The 17,788-nt window shown below is 38.0% G+C and carries 15 protein-coding genes; 14 read left to right on the forward strand and 1 reads right to left on the reverse strand.

What is annotated here, in order from left to right:
- Positions 1-467: 467 nt before the first annotated feature.
- The 13 genes from DRED_RS09440 to DRED_RS09500 all read left to right on the forward strand — a co-directional run bounded on the left by DRED_RS09440 (position 468) and on the right by DRED_RS09500 (position 13,436).
- Complete coding sequence (locus DRED_RS09440; protein ID WP_041274559.1) at positions 468-2,582, forward strand: sigma-54-dependent Fis family transcriptional regulator; 2,115 nt, start codon at positions 468-470, stop codon at positions 2,580-2,582.
- A 566-nt stretch (positions 2,583-3,148) separates the two neighbouring features.
- On the forward strand, positions 3,149-3,370 hold the full coding sequence (locus DRED_RS09445) for a hypothetical protein (protein ID WP_011878103.1): 222 nt from the start codon (positions 3,149-3,151) through the stop codon (positions 3,368-3,370).
- A 51-nt stretch (positions 3,371-3,421) separates the two neighbouring features.
- Positions 3,422-4,615, forward strand: coding sequence for a M24 family metallopeptidase (locus tag DRED_RS09450; RefSeq protein ID WP_011878104.1), 1,194 nt, complete (start codon positions 3,422-3,424; stop codon positions 4,613-4,615).
- A gap of 107 nt (positions 4,616-4,722) precedes the next feature.
- The gene (locus DRED_RS09455) at positions 4,723-5,469 is read left to right on the forward strand and encodes a DUF6125 family protein (RefSeq protein ID WP_011878105.1); all 747 of its coding nucleotides are present in this window, start codon (positions 4,723-4,725) and stop codon (positions 5,467-5,469) included.
- 771 nt (positions 5,470-6,240) lie between these two features.
- On the forward strand, positions 6,241-6,792 hold the full coding sequence (locus DRED_RS09460) for a cob(I)yrinic acid a,c-diamide adenosyltransferase (RefSeq protein WP_011878106.1): 552 nt from the start codon (positions 6,241-6,243) through the stop codon (positions 6,790-6,792).
- 35 nt (positions 6,793-6,827) lie between these two features.
- Positions 6,828-8,510 (forward strand): methylmalonyl-CoA mutase family protein, encoded by a 1,683-nt coding sequence (locus DRED_RS09465; protein WP_011878107.1) that lies wholly within the window; start codon positions 6,828-6,830, stop codon positions 8,508-8,510.
- Between the two features lie 34 nt (positions 8,511-8,544).
- Entirely contained in the window at positions 8,545-8,949 is a 405-nt protein-coding gene (locus tag DRED_RS09470) for a cobalamin B12-binding domain-containing protein (protein ID WP_011878108.1), read from the forward strand.
- A gap of 5 nt (positions 8,950-8,954) precedes the next feature.
- Positions 8,955-9,923: a methylmalonyl Co-A mutase-associated GTPase MeaB gene (gene meaB / locus DRED_RS09475; RefSeq protein WP_011878109.1), complete on the forward strand. Its 969-nt coding sequence runs from the start codon at positions 8,955-8,957 to the stop codon at positions 9,921-9,923.
- Positions 9,924-10,092: 169 nt separating this feature from the next.
- Complete coding sequence (locus DRED_RS09480; protein WP_011878110.1) at positions 10,093-10,539, forward strand: cobalamin B12-binding domain-containing protein; 447 nt, start codon at positions 10,093-10,095, stop codon at positions 10,537-10,539.
- A gap of 30 nt (positions 10,540-10,569) precedes the next feature.
- A complete protein-coding gene (locus tag DRED_RS09485; RefSeq protein ID WP_011878111.1) occupies positions 10,570-11,346 on the forward strand; it encodes an enoyl-CoA hydratase-related protein in 777 nt (258 codons plus the stop codon).
- 191 nt (positions 11,347-11,537) lie between these two features.
- Positions 11,538-12,569 carry a s-methyl-5-thioribose-1-phosphate isomerase gene (locus DRED_RS09490; protein WP_011878112.1) on the forward strand — a complete coding sequence of 344 codons (1,032 nt, stop codon included), beginning with the start codon at positions 11,538-11,540 and terminating at the stop codon, positions 12,567-12,569.
- 31 nt (positions 12,570-12,600) lie between these two features.
- On the forward strand, positions 12,601-12,798 hold the full coding sequence (locus DRED_RS09495; RefSeq protein ID WP_041274560.1) for a hypothetical protein: 198 nt from the start codon (positions 12,601-12,603) through the stop codon (positions 12,796-12,798).
- Between the two features lie 131 nt (positions 12,799-12,929).
- Positions 12,930-13,436: a hypothetical protein gene (locus DRED_RS09500; protein ID WP_041274561.1), complete on the forward strand. Its 507-nt coding sequence runs from the start codon at positions 12,930-12,932 to the stop codon at positions 13,434-13,436.
- Positions 13,437-13,618: 182 nt separating this feature from the next.
- On the opposite strand, the gene DRED_RS09505 is transcribed toward DRED_RS09500, so the two are convergent.
- Positions 13,619-15,073 (reverse strand): IS1380-like element ISDre3 family transposase, encoded by a 1,455-nt coding sequence (locus tag DRED_RS09505; protein ID WP_011876820.1) that lies wholly within the window; start codon positions 15,071-15,073, stop codon positions 13,619-13,621.
- A 510-nt stretch (positions 15,074-15,583) separates the two neighbouring features.
- Between DRED_RS09505 and DRED_RS09510 the strand changes: the two genes are divergently transcribed.
- Positions 15,584-17,671 (forward strand): sigma 54-interacting transcriptional regulator, encoded by a 2,088-nt coding sequence (locus DRED_RS09510; protein ID WP_041274562.1) that lies wholly within the window; start codon positions 15,584-15,586, stop codon positions 17,669-17,671.
- Positions 17,672-17,788 lie beyond the last annotated feature (117 nt).

Below are 17,788 nucleotides of genomic sequence, written 5' to 3' on the forward strand. Positions count from 1 at the left end.
TTAAAATAGGTGCCTGCTTTCAAACTTTTAAAAATAGTTTTTTGTTTCATAGTTATTGGTAGGTTCGGTATGACTGTTGCATTCTTTAGTAATTCAAAACGAATATAATATACCAATACTTTGGTTCAAATTTCTATGTTGCGCATTGGAGTTAGGTGTTGTCTGATTGCAGTTGCTTTTTATTCTTCCATTTTATTGTCTTAGCCTCATAACTAAATTTTCTAGATTTTTATTTATTTTAGATGTTTATACTTTTTAAAAGACGTCCGTAAGTGTAAAATAATATATGGAAGCAATTGGGAAAAATAACAAAAAAAGCAAATATATTTTTTTTATTAATACAAATACACCTAATGATGAGAACTATTTCTTCCCTCTCCAATGCACTTATTCTTTCTGATATACCAAGGAAAAGACAAAAAAAGTCTACTTTATATTTGAAAACAATCAGGAAAGAGGTGATTTATTTGAAAATATGGGAAATCATGACATCTCCTGTATTGACCTTAAATCCTAGTCAAAAAGTTAGTGAGGTTGTAACCATCTTTATGGGCAATAAGATAGATGGTGCACCAGTAGTAGATAAAAGCGGCAAATTGGTAGGCCTTTTCACAAAGAGTCATATTTATCGCGTTATAAATAATGGCTTGGATATGAATAAAACAAAGGTTAAGGATTTAATGACCAAGCAGCTATTAACTGGTCATCCAGATGATGAGTTTAGTGATGTAATAAACGCTTCGGTACCTCGACTTCCTGTTATTGATGAAAAAGGACGGGTTGTGGGGATTGTAACTCGCGGGGATATAGCAAAAGCCTTTTTTAATTTGCACCGAAGCATTTCTCTCGAACTGGATACGATTATTAACTCAACTCATAATATGATTATCTCGATTGATGAAAAAGGAATAATTAAGGTATGGAACTTGTCTGCTGCAAGATTATTAGATACCAAGGCAGAAGATGCAATTGGCAAACATTTATTAGATATTCTTCCTAACAGTGATCTTTTAGATGTTATTGAGACTGGAGAAGTTGATACTTTAAAGAAAGTGAAATTTAATAAACGTACCTTTATATCGAACCGTTCTCCAATTAAAAAGGATGGTAAAATTATTGGTGCAGTGGCCGTTCTTCAGGATATATCAGAAATAGACAAAATGTCTAAGGAACTATGTTATGTTAAGGAATTGAATAAAGAATTAGATGCCATTGTTGAATCGTCTTTTGACGGTTTATTTATAACCGATGGTAAAGGTATAATTTTACGTTACAATAAGGCATTTGAGCAATTAACGGGCATCAAAGCACATGAATATTTGGGACTAAGCGTAGCGGATATTAAAAAAGATGGAATTATTTCTGAACCTGTAACCTGCCATGTATTGGAGCAGAAGAAATCTATTACAATTATGCAAAAAAGTAGAAGTGGGAAACTCACACTAACTACGGGAAACCCGATCATGGAAGGAAACGGAGAAATCATAAGAGTTGTGTGCAATGTAAGGGATATAACTGAACTAAATCTATTAAGACACAAGCTAGAAAAAGCCAAAGGGTTAAGCCAGCACTATGAGAACCAACTTCGTACTTTGAAGTTACAGTACAATGGCTCTGAAAAAATAATAGCCACTTCTGCCAAAATGAGGAACCTGCTTGATATGGTTGTAAGGCTGGCCTCCGTTGACTCGACTGTTTTAATAAACGGGGAATCTGGAACTGGGAAAGAACTAATTGCAGAAATCATTCATAGTAATAGTTCACGGAAAGATAAGCCATTTATCAAGGTTAATTGTGGGGCTATTCCAGAAAATTTATTGGAGTCAGAGTTGTTTGGCTATGATGGCGGAGCATTTACGGGGGCTAAAAAAGAGGGTAAGCCAGGATATATAGAAATGGCTTCTGGAGGCACATTATTTCTTGATGAAATTGGTGAAGTCCCGCTTAATTTACAGGTAAAACTGCTTCGGTTTTTACAGAGTAAGGAAATTATTAGGGTAGGGGGGAAAAATTATATTAATGTTGATGTTCGCATAGTAACTGCTACAAACAGAGATCTTTGGGACATGGTTCAGAAAAAGCAGTTTCGAGAGGATCTTTATTACCGATTAAATGTAGTACCTGTGCATATACCTCCACTGCGCGATAGAAAAGAAGATATACCCGCTCTTGTAGCACATTTTATTCAGGTATTTAACCGCAAATACAAAAGGAATAAAAGTATATCTCCAGAAGTAGTTGATTATATTATGCAATATAACTGGCCTGGGAATATAAGGGAATTAGAGAATCTTATTGAGAGAATGGTTGTTATTACAATTAAAGATATTATAACTAGCGAAGATCTTCCTTTCCATTTGCGGGACACGGTTGGCTTAAGTTCTTCTTATATTTTGGTTTCAGGTATCGTTCCTCTAAGGGAAGCTATAGAAAGCGTAGAAAAGCAGTTATTAGAAAAGGTCTATTCTAAATATCGTAGTACTAGACAAATGGCTAAGGAACTAAAGGTAAATGCCTCTACAGTTGTAAGAAAGGCAGCAAAATATCAAATATCGAAAGATTCATCCATACAAAATAATTAGATATATAGTTAGTGCAATGCAATTAGACAACAGTTATTTAAATGGGCAACATATAGTTCTTTTGTAGTTGTAACTAAATAAAGAATAAATAAAAAGGAATAGTTTACTTAAACTATTCCTTTTTATTTATTCAAGAATGAGCTTGATATTAAATTTATAAACTTTGTAGAGTGAGAACAAACATTAAAGTGGCAACCCAACAAAAGAATTTATTGTTGCTTCTATGCGTGAGATGCAAGGGTAGTACTTTATGCTTGCCTTCTTAATGTAAGTAACACTGGTAATATTATCTCTATACTGGCGTTTTTTATGCGAAATGTCTTTAGAAAAGCAATTTATATGTTGAGTCTATGCAACAATTTAGCCATTAAAAGATAATGATTAATTAAAATACCCATGCTTTGTTAGATAAAGCTAAAATTTGACTCTGGCATGAAAGTTGCTTATATGAAAAACTTAAGAACCAGTAATTGAAATATACTATGACTGGCTAATATTTAACAATATATCTACTAACCAGGGCTTATATACCTAATAGTTTTATAAATTGAAAGGAGTCGATAAGTATGCCTACGTTAACAGGTATTACAATTGACGAATATGGTCAATTGCGGTTTCCATTGGAGGTTAGTCAAATACTTAATTTAAAAAACAATGAGATGCTAAAAGTTAAGATTCAATCTGACCATCTGGTACTAATCCCTCAAAAAGCTGGAACAGATGAAGAAATACTAGATGAAATGCTTAAGGTTATTATTCATGAAGGGATATTGATAGACATTAAATAAACCTGTCCTAAAGTCTTATTTTCAGTGAAAGGAGTATAAGAGAAAAAGAACATGCAAATGAAATTAACTCCAAAGTCTGAAATAGACGTTAGAATTTCTAGACTCCAAGAAAAATTAAGAGAACTAACATTAGATGGAACCCTTATTTTACTAAACAGTGACATGTTTTACTTTTCTGGCACGGTACAAACCTCTTATTTGTATGTACCTGTCAGTGGCGATCCGGTTTTGATGATTAAAAAAAGCTTACAACGTGGCAGGAATGAGTCACCACTAAAAAACATTGTTTCACTCGAGAGTCCTAAAGAAATTCCTGCTATTCTTTCTACATTTGGTTATGTAAGATTTAACAAAATAGGATTAGAGTTGGATGTACTGCCAGTAAACCTCTACAAAAGGTATCAAAAGATATTTCATAATTCTCAATTTCTAGATATTTCACCAGTAATTAAAGATATTCGAGCGATAAAATCACCCTATGAAATAGAACTTCTTCGCGACGCCTTAAGTGTAATCGATCAAGCTCATAGGGCTGTACCAACATTTTTACGTGAAGGAATGTTGGAAATTGAGTTGGCTGCGCTCTTCGAAGCCGAAATGCGTAAACGAGGATACTCTGGTTGTTGCAAGATGAGGGCATTTAATCAAGATTTGTTTTTAGGAAATACCTGCACAGGAAATAGCGCTAGTACACCAAGTTTTTTCGATGGACCAGTTGGCGGAACCGGTGTTTCTGTAACGCATCCTCATGGTGCTGGCTGGAAAAAGGTGTGTCGTAATGAAGTAGTTTATATTGATTATACGTGTGTTGTTCATGGCTATACGGGTGACCAAACCCGAATATTCTGTATAGGTGAACTAAATCAACAAATGGAAAAAGCATTTGATGCCGCCTTGTTGATACAATCCGAAATAATCAAAGCCATTAAACCAGGAACTCCGGCAGAAGAACCATATTTAATGGCTGTTAAGTTGGCGGAGGAAATGGGCTATAAAGATCATTTTATGGGATACATGAAAGATAAGGTTAGATTTATCGGACATGGAATTGGTTTAGAACTAGATGAATTTCCCATATTGGCAAAGGGGCTAAAAACTCCGATCTTACCGGGGATGACCTTTGCGCTTGAGCCAAAATTTGTTTTTTCTGAAGGTGCCATCGGTATTGAAAACAGTTTTGTAATGACAGAGAAGGGCCCGGAGTATTTAAGTGTTACACCAAATGCCATCACCTATATAGAATAGTTTAAGTATTTGTTAAATAGTTACTTATCTGGTTGCTCTACTGAATATACTGCAAGATCCAGAAACTTTTTGGATCTCATGCTCAGTATTCGAAGGAGGGGTCAAAAATGCAAAATAACGTAACATGGGATGATAGGCTTAGTAATGAGGAATTATCTAAATTGGCAATAGATATGTTTCACCGGATAGTAATTCACCATGCATTATGGTTTAACGAAGTGCGGCATCAGCTTGGTTTTCAAGAGGCTCTCAAGACTTTGGATACCGCTTTCCAGAAAAGTTTCAGTACCCAAATGAAACGTTTTGCCAAGCTTTTTGGGTTTGAAATGGAAAAAGGGATACCAAAACCATTATTGGATATGTCAAGGGAAAAACTTCTAGAACTGCTAACCAATACCTCAATAAACTGGTTGGCTAATGATGGGATTTGGTTTCAGGCAGTGGAATTCAAACATGGAATGAATGATGCAAAACGCTGTAACGATTCTTGTTGGACAAAGTTTTCACCCTTTGAAGCAGACTCAATTAAACGCTTTTTGGGGTTACCGGAAAAGGCTGGAATAGAAGGGTTAAAGCAAGCATTACAATTTAGAATGTATGCAAGAATTAATGTGCAATCCATTATTGATGAAGGCCCCAATAGTATTGTTTTTCAAATGAATGACTGTCGGGTGCAGGCCGCTAGAAAACGTCAAGGGCTAGAAGATTATCCCTGTAAGTCAGCCGGATTGGTTGAATATTCCCAATTTGCCAAAACCATCGATCCCAGGATTCAAACCGAGTGCATTGGTTGCCCACCGGATGCTCATCCGGAAGAATGGTTCTGTGCTTGGCGCTTTACATTAGTTGAATAGACGCCATGTTAACGGAATAAAAATAAACTAACTAATGGTAAACCGGACTAAAACATTGTCTGGATAATAAATACAAATAAGCTCCGGTACATTGTTACCGGGGTTTTTTATTTGCCGACATATAACTTAGATGAGTTGAGGAAAACCCTGCACCTAGCCAGTGGGAAGATAATTTGAAACCTAACAACAGTGTTGGAGACACGACCATCATATATACTTAATCCAAAACTTCCATTCTTCTGGGGCGAACCTTTGGCGATACGTTTTACTCTGACTGCACAGCAACAACAGGTAAACCAAATGCGCAACATCAAACCTGGAACCGAATCGTTGCCTCTGCGCAACGATTCTAACGGAATAGAAGGGAATAGTTCAATAAACTATTCCCTTTTTTGGCATATCAGAAAGTATAAAACTTTCCGATATGCATAAGGGCAAACTAAGGCTCCGCCGACGTCTAAAGACTTGGCGAAGCCAAGTTTTTCTAATTTAAATATGTCAGGTATGAAAGCATAAACAAGTGATGCTATCAAAGGTTGATGATAATCGGATTATGCCCTAAAAAGATGCAACAGTTCTAATCAACCAGACGTGTTGCGGGCATGCTTTAAGGGAGTCGAAACATTCTTTTGTAAAACGGTTTTTAGGCACAGGTATGCTTATTAAAATACTGGCATGAATGTTGCTACTAAGAGATTAAACATTCAGAATTTTCGATACAACAATTACTTGCGTGAAAATCGATGGTTAATAAAAAAGGGGGTGAAAAAGTTGGGAGTAATGGAATCCACAGCAAGCATAGCGAAACGTGGCCTGGTAATGGTCATTACGGGTAACGGTAAAGGGAAAACAACATCTGCATTTGGTCAGGCTTTGAGAGCCACTGGACAGGGATACCAAGTGTGTTTGATTCAGTTTATGAAGGGACGAAAGTACGGGGAAGTCCTTGCGGCAGAAAAGTATCTTCCGGATCTTAAAATTTATCAATTTGGTCTTGACAGTTTTGTTATGCGGAACAATCCTGCACCTGTAGATGTTGAATTGGCTCGGCAAGGTTTTGAAAAAGCAAAAGAGATCATTGCCAGTGGGCAGTATAACATGGTCATTCTGGATGAGATTAATGTTGCTGTTGACTTTAATTTAATTCCAGAGGAAGAAGTATTAAGTCTGGCTAAAAATAAACCAGTTGAATTGGATCTTGTATTAACAGGGCGATATGCTTCCGATAAGTTAAGAGAAATCGCTGATTTGGTAAGTGAAGTGACCGAGATAAAACATCATTATAATGCAGGGATCAAAGATAGGGCTGGCATTGAGTACTAGAATAATAGCAAATATAAGTTAGGAGGGAATACCTTTTGTTTACTCAAGAATTGTTAAATCAATCAAGCCAATTAAGACAAAAATGGGAGGATGAAGTTAAAAAATCCGTTGCAAAACATGCTGACCAAAAAGAAAATTGGACCACAGTTTCTGATCTGGAAATAAAAAGAATTTATGGCCCTGAGGACATTAAAAATATGGATTTTGAGAAGGATATCGCTTATCCGGGACAGTTTCCATATTTAAGAGGAAACCAGCCCACTGGGTACCGCGGAAAGTATTGGACCTTTAGAATGTTTGCAGGTATGGGCACGGCTGTTGAGACTAATAAACGTTGGCATTATCTATTAAAAACCGGCCAGACCGGTCTGAGCACTGCTTTTGATTTCCCGACCCTGATGGGTTACGATACTGACTCCCCCAAAGCTAAGGGTGAGTGTGGAAAATGCGGCGTAGCCATCGATACAATTGAAGATTTTAGAGATCTTATTAATGGAATTCCTTTAGATAAGATAACTACATCTATGACAATTAATCCTCCTGCAACTGTATTATGGGCCATGTACTGCGCATCTGCTGAGCAGTTGGGAATTCCCCTTACCAAAATTGGTGGTACCATTCAAAATGATATGTTAAAAGAATTTATTGCTCAGAAAACATTTATGTGTCCGCCTGAGCCATCAGTAAAACTAATCAGTGATACTGTTGAATTTGGTACCAAATACGTCCCTAAATGGAATACCATTAGCATAAGTGGCTATCATATCAGAGAAGCTGGGGCAACCGCTGTTCAGGAACTGGCATTCACATTAAGAGATGGCATGGAATATGTTGAGGATGCTATTAGGCGTAAGGGGTTGCATGTTGATGAATTTGCCCCTAGATTATCTTTCTTCTTCAACTCACATATTGATTTCTTTGAAGAAATCGCTAAATTAAGAGCTGCCCGACGGATCTGGGCGAAGGCCATGCGGGACCGTTACGGTTCTAAAGATCCGCGTTCCTGGTGGATGAGATTTCATACCCAGACAGCCGGATGTTCACTAACTGCTCAGCAACCATACAACAATGTGGTTAGGACTGCTACCGAGGCGTTGGCTGCGGTTCTTGGAGGAACTCAGTCACTTCACACCAATTCACTGGATGAAGTTTTGTGCTTGCCTTCCGATCATGCTGTACAAATTGCCTTAAGAACACAGCAGATTATTGCTGAAGAAACCGGGGTTGTAAATACCATCGACCCATTGGCCGGTTCATATTTCGTGGAAGCACTTACAAACGAAATGGAAGAAAAGGCTTGGGAATACATCCATAAGATTGATGATATGGGTGGCATGATTGCTGCCATTGATAAAGGATTCCCACAGCTAGAGATTTCAGATGCGGCATATAAATTCCAGCAGCAAATAGATGCTCAGGAAAAAGTCATGATCGGTGTTAATAAGTATGTGGAAGCCGATGAAAAAGTTGACATTCCATTCTTGGAAATTGATGACTCTGTAGAAACAGAACAGTTAGAACGGCTTGCGGCAGTTAAGAGGAAACGTGACGGTCGTAGAGTAGCTGAAACACTAAAAGATCTTGAAAATGCCTGTAAAAGAGGCGACAATGTTATGCCTTATTGTATTGAAGCAGTTAAAAGTTTTGCAACTGTTCAAGAAATTTGCGATGTTTACAGAGAAGTTTTCGGTGAATATCGTGATCCTGGAATTTACTAATTTAATTTTTTAAATCTATGAAGGAGGAATTGTGATGTCAGTTAGAAGAATTCGCATACTGCTCGCTAAACCTGGTCTTGATGGTCATGATCGTGGTGCCAAGGTATTGGCCAGATGCTTCCGAGATGCCGGTTTTGAGGTAATCTATACTGGTTGTCATCAAACTCCAGAGCAAATAGCTGCTGCTGCCCTTCAGGAAGATGTTGATGTTGTGGGGTTAAGCTGTTTATCGGGTGCACATAAGTATTTATTCCCTCAAGTAGCCAAACTTTTAAAGGATGAAGGAGCCGACGATATAGTGGTTATAGGCGGGGGTATTATACCAGAACAGGATATGGATGCCCTTTATGAGGCAGGTCTTAAAGCTATTTTTACTCCAGGAGCCACTCTTGAATCATTGGTGGAGTGGATTAATACAAATGTAACCCCAAGGGCGTGAGTAACATGAAAGAATTAGGTAAAAGAGTTTTATCTGGAGATATCCGTGCAGCATCTCGCCTCATTAGGAATCTGGAAGACCAAGTACCCAATACCTATATAGCCATGCAAGAAATATTTACAAAAACCGGTAATTCCCATGTAATAGGAATTACCGGTGCACCAGGAGCTGGTAAAAGTACACTTACTGATGAACTTATCTACTCCTATCGCCAAAAAGATAAGTCTGTAGGCGTATTGGCAGTTGACCCAACCAGCCCCTTTACCGGGGGAGCACTTTTGGGAGATAGAGTACGTATGCTGAGACATGCTGAGGATAAAAGAGTGTTTGTAAGAAGCCTAGCCACCAGAGGGTCAATGGGGGGGTTATCCAAAGCAGTTGGTGAAGGAATTCATGTATTGGACGCACTGGGAAAAGCAAAAGTAATAGTCGAAACCTGCGGTGTAGGGCAGCAAGAGGTAGAAATTATCAATCATGCACATACTGTAATAGTAGTTCTGGTGCCTGGCATGGGGGATGAGATTCAAGCCCTAAAAGCGGGTTTAATGGAAGTCGCCGATATCTTTGTCATTAATAAGGCAGACCGTGAAGGTGCCGGAAAATTATATAAGGAAACCTTGAATATGGTCCACATGTCCAAAGGTTCCAAAGAAGATGCTAAAGGTTGGAATATACCTGTACTATTGGTCGAGAGCGTGCTTGAACCTCATAAATTTGCTAAAAGTGTTGATGTTTTACGCGAAAAGGTGGATGAGCATTACCAGTATTTAATTGATAATAATCTTTTATCTGATCGTATGCGCCGTAAGACTTCAGCGGAAATTAATGAAGCACTGTGGGCGGCGATACTTCAACCCGTATTAAACGACTTGGAAAAAGATGGAAAACTTGATAAGATGGTTGATAAAGTATTGAAAAAAGAAGTAGATCCCTATAGCTTGGCAGAGGAAATTGCTTGTAGGTATATCAAATAAGCTCTAAGAAAGAACAGGCCATTAATTGGTTGAGTAATGTTATTAACTAATAATCTTATCAATTATTCAACCAATTATGATTGGCATATTCAATTTGCAAAGGGCAATTAAAGCTTATTCCGTTGCTTAAACCAAGTTTTATAACAATATTAATAAAGGGTGTCAAGGCATGGATAATCAGGGAATCAAGGTTTTGCTAGCGAAAGTAGGACTGGATAATCAAGATAAGGAAATTCGCTTATTAGCCCGAAGTTTGAAAAATCAAGGTGGCATAAAAGTTATTTATACAGGCTTGTATTGTACTCTGGAAGAAATCGTTCAATCAGCATTACAAGAAAAGGTTGATCTAGTTGGGGTGAGTGTGCACAACGGTTCTCACAATGAAATATTTCCCCGCCTACGTGGATTACTTGATGCCAAGAAAGCTAGCGATATCTTGGTTTTCGGAGGAGGCATGATTCCTGAGAAACATAGGCAAGAACTAAAAGCTTCAGGAGTAGTCGATGAGATATTTGGACCTAGTACCTCCATCAGTATAATTGTAGATTGGATTTATAAACAATGGCTGCCCAGAAGGAAAAAAGGCATCTTAAATCTTTCTAGCATGGTTGATTAAAGGAAAATATTTGATATTGAGGGTGATAATATGGCTGACAATGTTATTTTAAAGGAAAAAAAGGGTCATATAGGTATAATTACTTTAAATCGACCAGATCAATTAAACACTTTTAGTTCTTCACTAGCAACTGGATTTAATAATGCTCTAATAGATTTTGAACAAGATGATGAAACAAGAGTTGTAATTATTAAAGGTGCAGGAAAAAGTTTTTGCGCAGGGATAGATGTTTCGGAACTTGAGGGCAAAAATGTCTTGGAATACTATGAATGGATTACATTAATGGAGAATCCATTTATAACTATCTCCAAAATGGGAAAGCCTGTGATTGCATCTGCACATAACATTGCTGTTGCTAATGGTATTGGAATTGTAGCTGCTTCAGACTTGGCTATAGCTACTGAAGGAACTAAATTTGGCGCCACAGCTGTAAATGTAGGACTATTCTGTATGGGACCAGCAATTCCCTTATCACGTAATCTAGGAAGGAAAAAAACGCTGGAATTATTATTGACTGGCGATTTGATAGAAGCTGCGGAAGCTGAAAGAATTGGTCTAATAAATAAGGTAGTTCCCAAAGATAAGCTAGAAGAAAAAACTATGGAATTGGCCGAAAAATTGGCAGCTAAAAGTCCATTAGGTGTTCAACTGGGCAAAAAATCTTTCTATAAGATGTCTGATTTGGAATATGACAAAGCATTTGAGTTAACTGCCAATCATTTCGCTACATTGTGTACAACTGAAGATGCTCATGAAGGTGTAGATGCATTTTTAAATAAGAGAAAACCAAATTGGAAACTAAAATAAAGGGAAATCAAGCAAACTATTAAATACTTGAATTGCTGCTTTACACATCTTTTGAGGTGTAAAGCAGCAACATTTATTGATAGAAAAACCTGCTAATATTTATATTTAAAATCATGACTCGAGAAAATGATAAGAAAACGTTATCTAATTGGAAACTTAATGCTTTTAGGATGAAAAGGAGGGAGAGGCGATTGAAAGAACCCCTGTTAATGTATACAAACAATACAGTTTTTTTAAGGGATGAATTACTCATCATTTTAGATCGCCGTCGTTTTCCTCATGAAGTAATTGAGGTAGTATGTCATGATTATGAAGAAGTGGCAAAAAGTATTGAAGATATGGTAGTACAAGGAGCAGGAGATATTGCGATAACCGCTGGCTATGGTCTTTATCTGGCAGCTCGCTACGTGGAATCCATTGCAGGAATAAAAAGTGATGAAGCACAGGAATATTTAGTTAAAGTTAGAGAACGGTTGGAAAATACTCGACCAACTGGTTATCATATGAAAGTTTTGTTGAGGCGATTAATCGATCAAGTAGACTGGAAACAGCCTAATTGGTCGGAACAAATATTAAAAAGAATAGATAAGATTATAAAAAAAGCAGAAACTCGTTGTGAATTAACTGGTAAATGGGCAGAGACTCTGGTGGAAGATGGGGATTGCATTCTTACACATTGTTTTCCCGGCCCAGCACTATTATATATGCTACGACTTGCACGAGAGCATGACAAAAGAATACAATTAATGGCTACTGAAACGAGACCTTATCTTCAGGGAGCTCGGCTAACTGCCTGGTCGGTTTCTGAGCTTGGAATTCCAGTAACGTTAATTAATGATAACATGGCAGCTTATTGTATGAGCCAGGGGATGATAGCAAAGGTTTTTACCGCAGCAGACCGAATCGCCCTGGATGGTACAGTGGTTAATAAAGTAGGCACTTTTCAACTGGCAATTGCAGCTCACCACCATCAACTGCCTTTTTACATATTTGGTTATGGGGGACCAGACAAAAAGTGCCAAAGAGGTGAAGACATCCCTATCGAATTACGAAATCCTAATGAAGTGCTATTTTTTAATGGAATCAATATTAGCAGTAAAAAAGTAAAAGGCTTTTACCCGGCCTTTGATTGTACTCCCCCCCAGTTACTGGCTGGAATCATAACAGATCGGGGAATTATTCGACCTGATGAAATTCAAATCTACTGGTCATTGCCTTTTTAAATGAAAAGAAAATTATTGAGGAGGTAAAGAAATGGCTATATTGAAAGATTCTGTTATCATTCCGCTAAATCGTCCTTTATTTATCCCCAAAGAGGGAGGACTTGAAGTGAATGACTTGATTGTTGAATCCAATGGTGAATATAAGGTGATAGATAAGCCGGATTGTATTATCATACAAAATGATCATTGCTGCAGAAGCATCAAAGTTACCATTAAAACAAAAGATTAAATAATGAGTTATTAAGCTTAGACTGATTATAAAAAGCCTTTTGAGTTTTGGAATACTCAAAGGGCCTTCTCAATTTTACCCCGCCTTGGCAATGTCAAGGGACTAGTGCAATACGAGGAGGAGAAATGATAATGCAGTTATTTAGGGCTTGGTCAGTATTAGATCATTATAAAGGGCAGAATGAGGTGACGTTTAACTGGTTCGTAGTTGGTAGGAAAAAACCTATAGCTCCTTATGAAGAACTCATCGAAAATTACGATGATAATAACGCTGAAGCTTGGTGCGATAATTTATTTGTGAATGAATTTTTCACTAATGAAGAAATAAAAGAACTAAAGGAGTATCTTCTACTTTCACACCAAATGGAGGTTCAAGTAGAAGAAGTATCACTGCCGGTAAGGTCCGGCGGGCTTAGTTATGGACTTTTGCTTATAAATGGAGCAATTGGTTTTTACTCACTTGCAGATGAAGAAGGGTACAACTTAAGTGTATCAGTTCTAGGGCATTATGAAGTGGAAGAACAGGATTTTTCAAATCTCTTAACCTCTAAGGATTTACAAAATGGTCTAGATTTTTTGAAACTAGTATTAAATAATTTGAACTTGAAATCGGAAAGTAGCTTCCCGAGCTTGACTTAATCCCTCAAATAACCAAATTTTAGGGCATTAAACCACTGTTTTTATGGTCTCTGAAATTCTTGGCGTCTGGAATATGGTATTACTCCTAAGTACCCCAATAAAGGCTAGGTTTTAGGGTACAGTTAATAAGACCCCTTTTGGGGGATCAGTGACACCAGATATTTAGGTCGTCCGATGTTTGTTTAACCGGAACTTACTGCAACCCATGCCTGTGTGCAGAGAAATTCTTGTAGTTTTTCCTTGGCATTTTTCAAAACCTTTTGTAGCCAGGGATTAGGGGCTAACTTTATATGGCGGTAACGGTCGTTGCCTACAATGTTCCCAGGTACATTCAGTATTTTGCGGCGGATAGTTGGCACTTCAGCACGACTGTCTTTGCCATCCAATAAGACCAAGCGAAACCAGTTGAGAATGTTATACGATAATACTTTGAGCCACATAAAGGCTATATTTCGATCCAACTCTGCCTGACTCATTTTTTCAAAGCCTAGACCAACCTTGAGTTCATCAATTTTGTTTTCAATATTGCAACGCTTATTGTATTGGTGCCATACCTCCTCTGGGTTGTACTCGTCGCTAGAAGTAATTATCACTTGGTAATCAAATGTCTTTAGGTCAAAGTTAAGTTGCTCACCAGATACCTTTGGTTCTTGAGTTTCACGGATAAATACAAACCTGCGGGCTTTGGACCATTTAGGCAATGGAAGAGTAATTTCTGCTGCAGCGTAGTGGTTGCTCAAAGGCTGCCATCGTTCCTGATCATCAAGGTATTTAATGACTTTTTTCATATTACTGGTGAGCTTAGCCTTACAAATATACTCAATGCCCTGTTCTTCCAGGTAGGCGAAGTTATCTTCATCAAAAAAACCTTTATCCATGCGTATGCCTTTTACGAGGATATTCTGGTTGGCTAAGATCTCTAGTGTCTCTTTAAGAAACTCCATAAATTGGCCGTTACTGGCGACATTCCCACTATATAAGCCAGCATTGACCAGTTCGCAAGTTCCGGAGATAAACGCTACTTTTACTTTGTAGGAAGGTCGCCCGTGATACCGGGGATTGTAACCGACTTTTGATCCCTCCTGTTTACCGAAAACAGTGAGGACACTGTCGTCAATATCCAGCCAGACTTCGCGGGATTGGTCGCATTTGGCCTTTAAGGATAACAGTTCCTGATTCACCAGAGACAATTGGTCTAATGCCTCCTGCTCACATATAAGAGATACAAAGTTTCGCAAGGTGCTCTCGTCAGGCACTTGTGTTACTTCCTTAATTTTCTGGTACCCAGGATCAGTTTGTAGAGCATTCATATGAGAAAACCGCAATAATCCCAATGAGAGGGCATCAATGATCGTATCCAACAACTCTGTATCAGAGTATTTACAGTTATGATGCCGCTTAAGAGAGACCCGTTTAAGCATACCGGGTAAATCAACAGCCTTCTTAAAAGCCTCTAGTATACCAAAACTTCCATAAGCGGTTACAGACGAATTGTCAAACCTAAGCGGAAGATCGCTTTTGCTAGTCTGGTGTTGTAGGGAATTTAATTTCTTTTGGTATTTGCGTTCCAAGTTACGTCGTTGTTGACGGGACATAGTTTCAAGTTGATTTGTGGTAATAAGTTGTGATACCATCATTTTAGAGGGTCACCATCCTTTGGAATGATTTGGTTTGGTCACTAAAACATTTCCAGCTAAGGAGTGGTGTACCCTTTTTTTTGCTAAAATTTTTACACGTAAAAATGACTTTGAAGCCTTGACGTTAGAGGATTTCTAAAAGTTACTTTCCGAATCCAAGTTGAATATATCTTGTAAACAGGACAATGACTTAGCTACTTTGTTAAATAAAATATACGAAGAAACTGGTTTATGTGTACAACAGAAGAATTACATTGCCAAAAGATACAAATAAACTTGCTTCTACAACTTCGACCGCTGTATACAAAAAGATACACTACGGGGTGTAAAGGGTGTAACATTTTATTGTTTGTTCAGCCTGTTGCAACCCGTGTTATCTCATAAAATTCTTCGAATCGTCAATTTATGACATGTTTCGTATTATTTTGTCTATAAATGTAGTAATTTTCGCAATAATATCACTTTTCAATTAACATTAATCTATGATAAGGTAGGGTTGAGGTGGTGGAAGTGAAGCTACGAGATATTATGACCCGCAAGCCCATTGTTCTGACACCGGAGCAAACTGTCCAAGAGGTGGCGGAAATCTTCCTGAACCACCAGGTAGATGGTGCACCGGTAATTGATAGCAATGGAAATATTATTGGACTTTTTACGAAGAGTCAAATCTTCAAACTGGTTAGTCAGGGACTGAGTGTACAGACGACAATTGCTACATTAATTAGAAGAGACGTTAATAATAACTCAAATGATGATGTGGAAGAAATTTTAATGCAGGAATCGGGGCGGTTCCCCCTTACTGAAGGGCAAGCTTTTGCAGACATGAAAACACGGACGAATCTTTTAAGTGCGTTCAATAATTTTTATCAAGATGTTTCTTGTGAGTTTGCCACAATCATTAACTCCATTCATGATCTGATTGTTTCTGTGGATGAAGAAGGAAGAATTAAGGTGTTTAACAGATCAGCAGAGAAATTCTTCGGAAAAACATTACAAGAGGTAAAGGGAAAAAAGATTAATGAACTATTTCCCAACATTGGACTGATGGATGTTATTCAATCAGGCAAAGTTGAAAAGATACATAAAGTTTTGCTAAATAATCAATATTTTATCATTAATAAATTCCCCGTCAAGATGAATGACAAAATCACCGGAGCCGTAGCTGTCTTTCAACAATTTTCCGAGTTGGAAAGTATATCTGGGGAGTTAAAATCTGTTAAAGAATTAAATCAAGAATTTGATGCCATTATACAATCTTCCTTTGACGGACTTTTCATTACCGATGGAAACGGGATAACCCTTCGAACGAACAAAGCCTTTGAACGTATAACCGGTGCAGATGCTTCAACACTTTTAGGGCGTCACATTGAGGATCTAATAGATGAGGGAATTGTTTCGGAATCAGTGACATCCCTTGTCCTAAAGCAGCGAGAAACCGTTACCATTATGCAAAAAACACAGATTGGCAAGATAACCTTGGCTACAGGTAATCCAGTCTTTGACGAAAATGGTAATGTCTTTCGAGTGGTTTGTAACATCCGTGATATCACTGAACTGAACTTGCTAAAACAGGAATTGGAACAGGCCCGGGGATTGAGGCTTCATTACGAGAGACAATTGCGCTCGTTAGGCATTCATTATCCCGGCTCCGACAAGATGGTGGTTAATTCAGCAAAAATGAAGGACCTCATGGGGCTCATCATGCGGTTAGCCGAGGTTAATTCAACTATTTTAATCACCGGGGAATCAGGAACAGGGAAAGAATTAATTGCAGAAACACTACACAAGAACAGTCCCCGCCAAGATGGACCTTTCATTAAAGTTAATTGTGGAGCAATTCCAGAAAACTTATTGGAATCAGAATTATTTGGTTATGAATATGGTGCCTTTACAGGTGCTAAAAAACAAGGTAAAGCTGGCTATTTCGAGTTGGCAATGGGGGGGACTCTTTTTCTTGATGAGATTGGGGACTTGCCTCTGAACCTGCAGGTTAAACTATTACGAGTTCTACAGAGTAGAGAAATTGTCCGGGTTGGGGGAGAAAAACCCCTTAAGATTGATGCTCGCATTTTAGCAGGCACCAACCGAAATTTAATTGAAATGGTTCGACATAAAGAGTTTCGGGAGGATCTCTATTATCGATTAAATGTAGTTCCCGTAAATGTACCTCCCCTAAGGGAGAGAAAAGAGGATATACCAGCACTGGTTACTCACTTTGTTTTGATGTTTAATCTTAAATATAAACTTAACAAAAGAATTTCCCGTGAGGTGATAGACATCTTCCTTCGGTACAATTGGCCAGGCAATGTTCGGGAACTGGAAAATCTTATTGAAAGATTAGTGGTTGTAACCCCTAGGGACTTATTAACCAGGGAGGATCTCCCTCCTAATCTGGGAGGAAGTACCCCAGAGAGTTTGCCTGTTCAGGTATCTGGCCTTATGCCCTTGAAAGATGCAGTGGAATATGTAGAAAAACAAGTATTAGAAAGGGCCTATGCAGAATGCAGAACAACTCGACAAATGGCCAAAGCATTAAAAGTCGATGCTTCTACTATTGTCCGTAAAGCTGCTAAGTATGGAATTTCAAAAGCACAATAGCCTTGAAAAATAATGGTTGCATTTGATGCCAAAATGCAACGTGTTGTTGTAATGTGGAAACATTCCGAATAATGCGAAGTTGTTACAACAACACATAATTATTTCTGCCATTTTAAA

The organism is Desulforamulus reducens MI-1, assembly GCF_000016165.1.
Taxonomy (GTDB): Bacteria; Bacillota; Desulfotomaculia; order Desulfotomaculales; family Desulfotomaculaceae; genus Desulfotomaculum; species Desulfotomaculum reducens.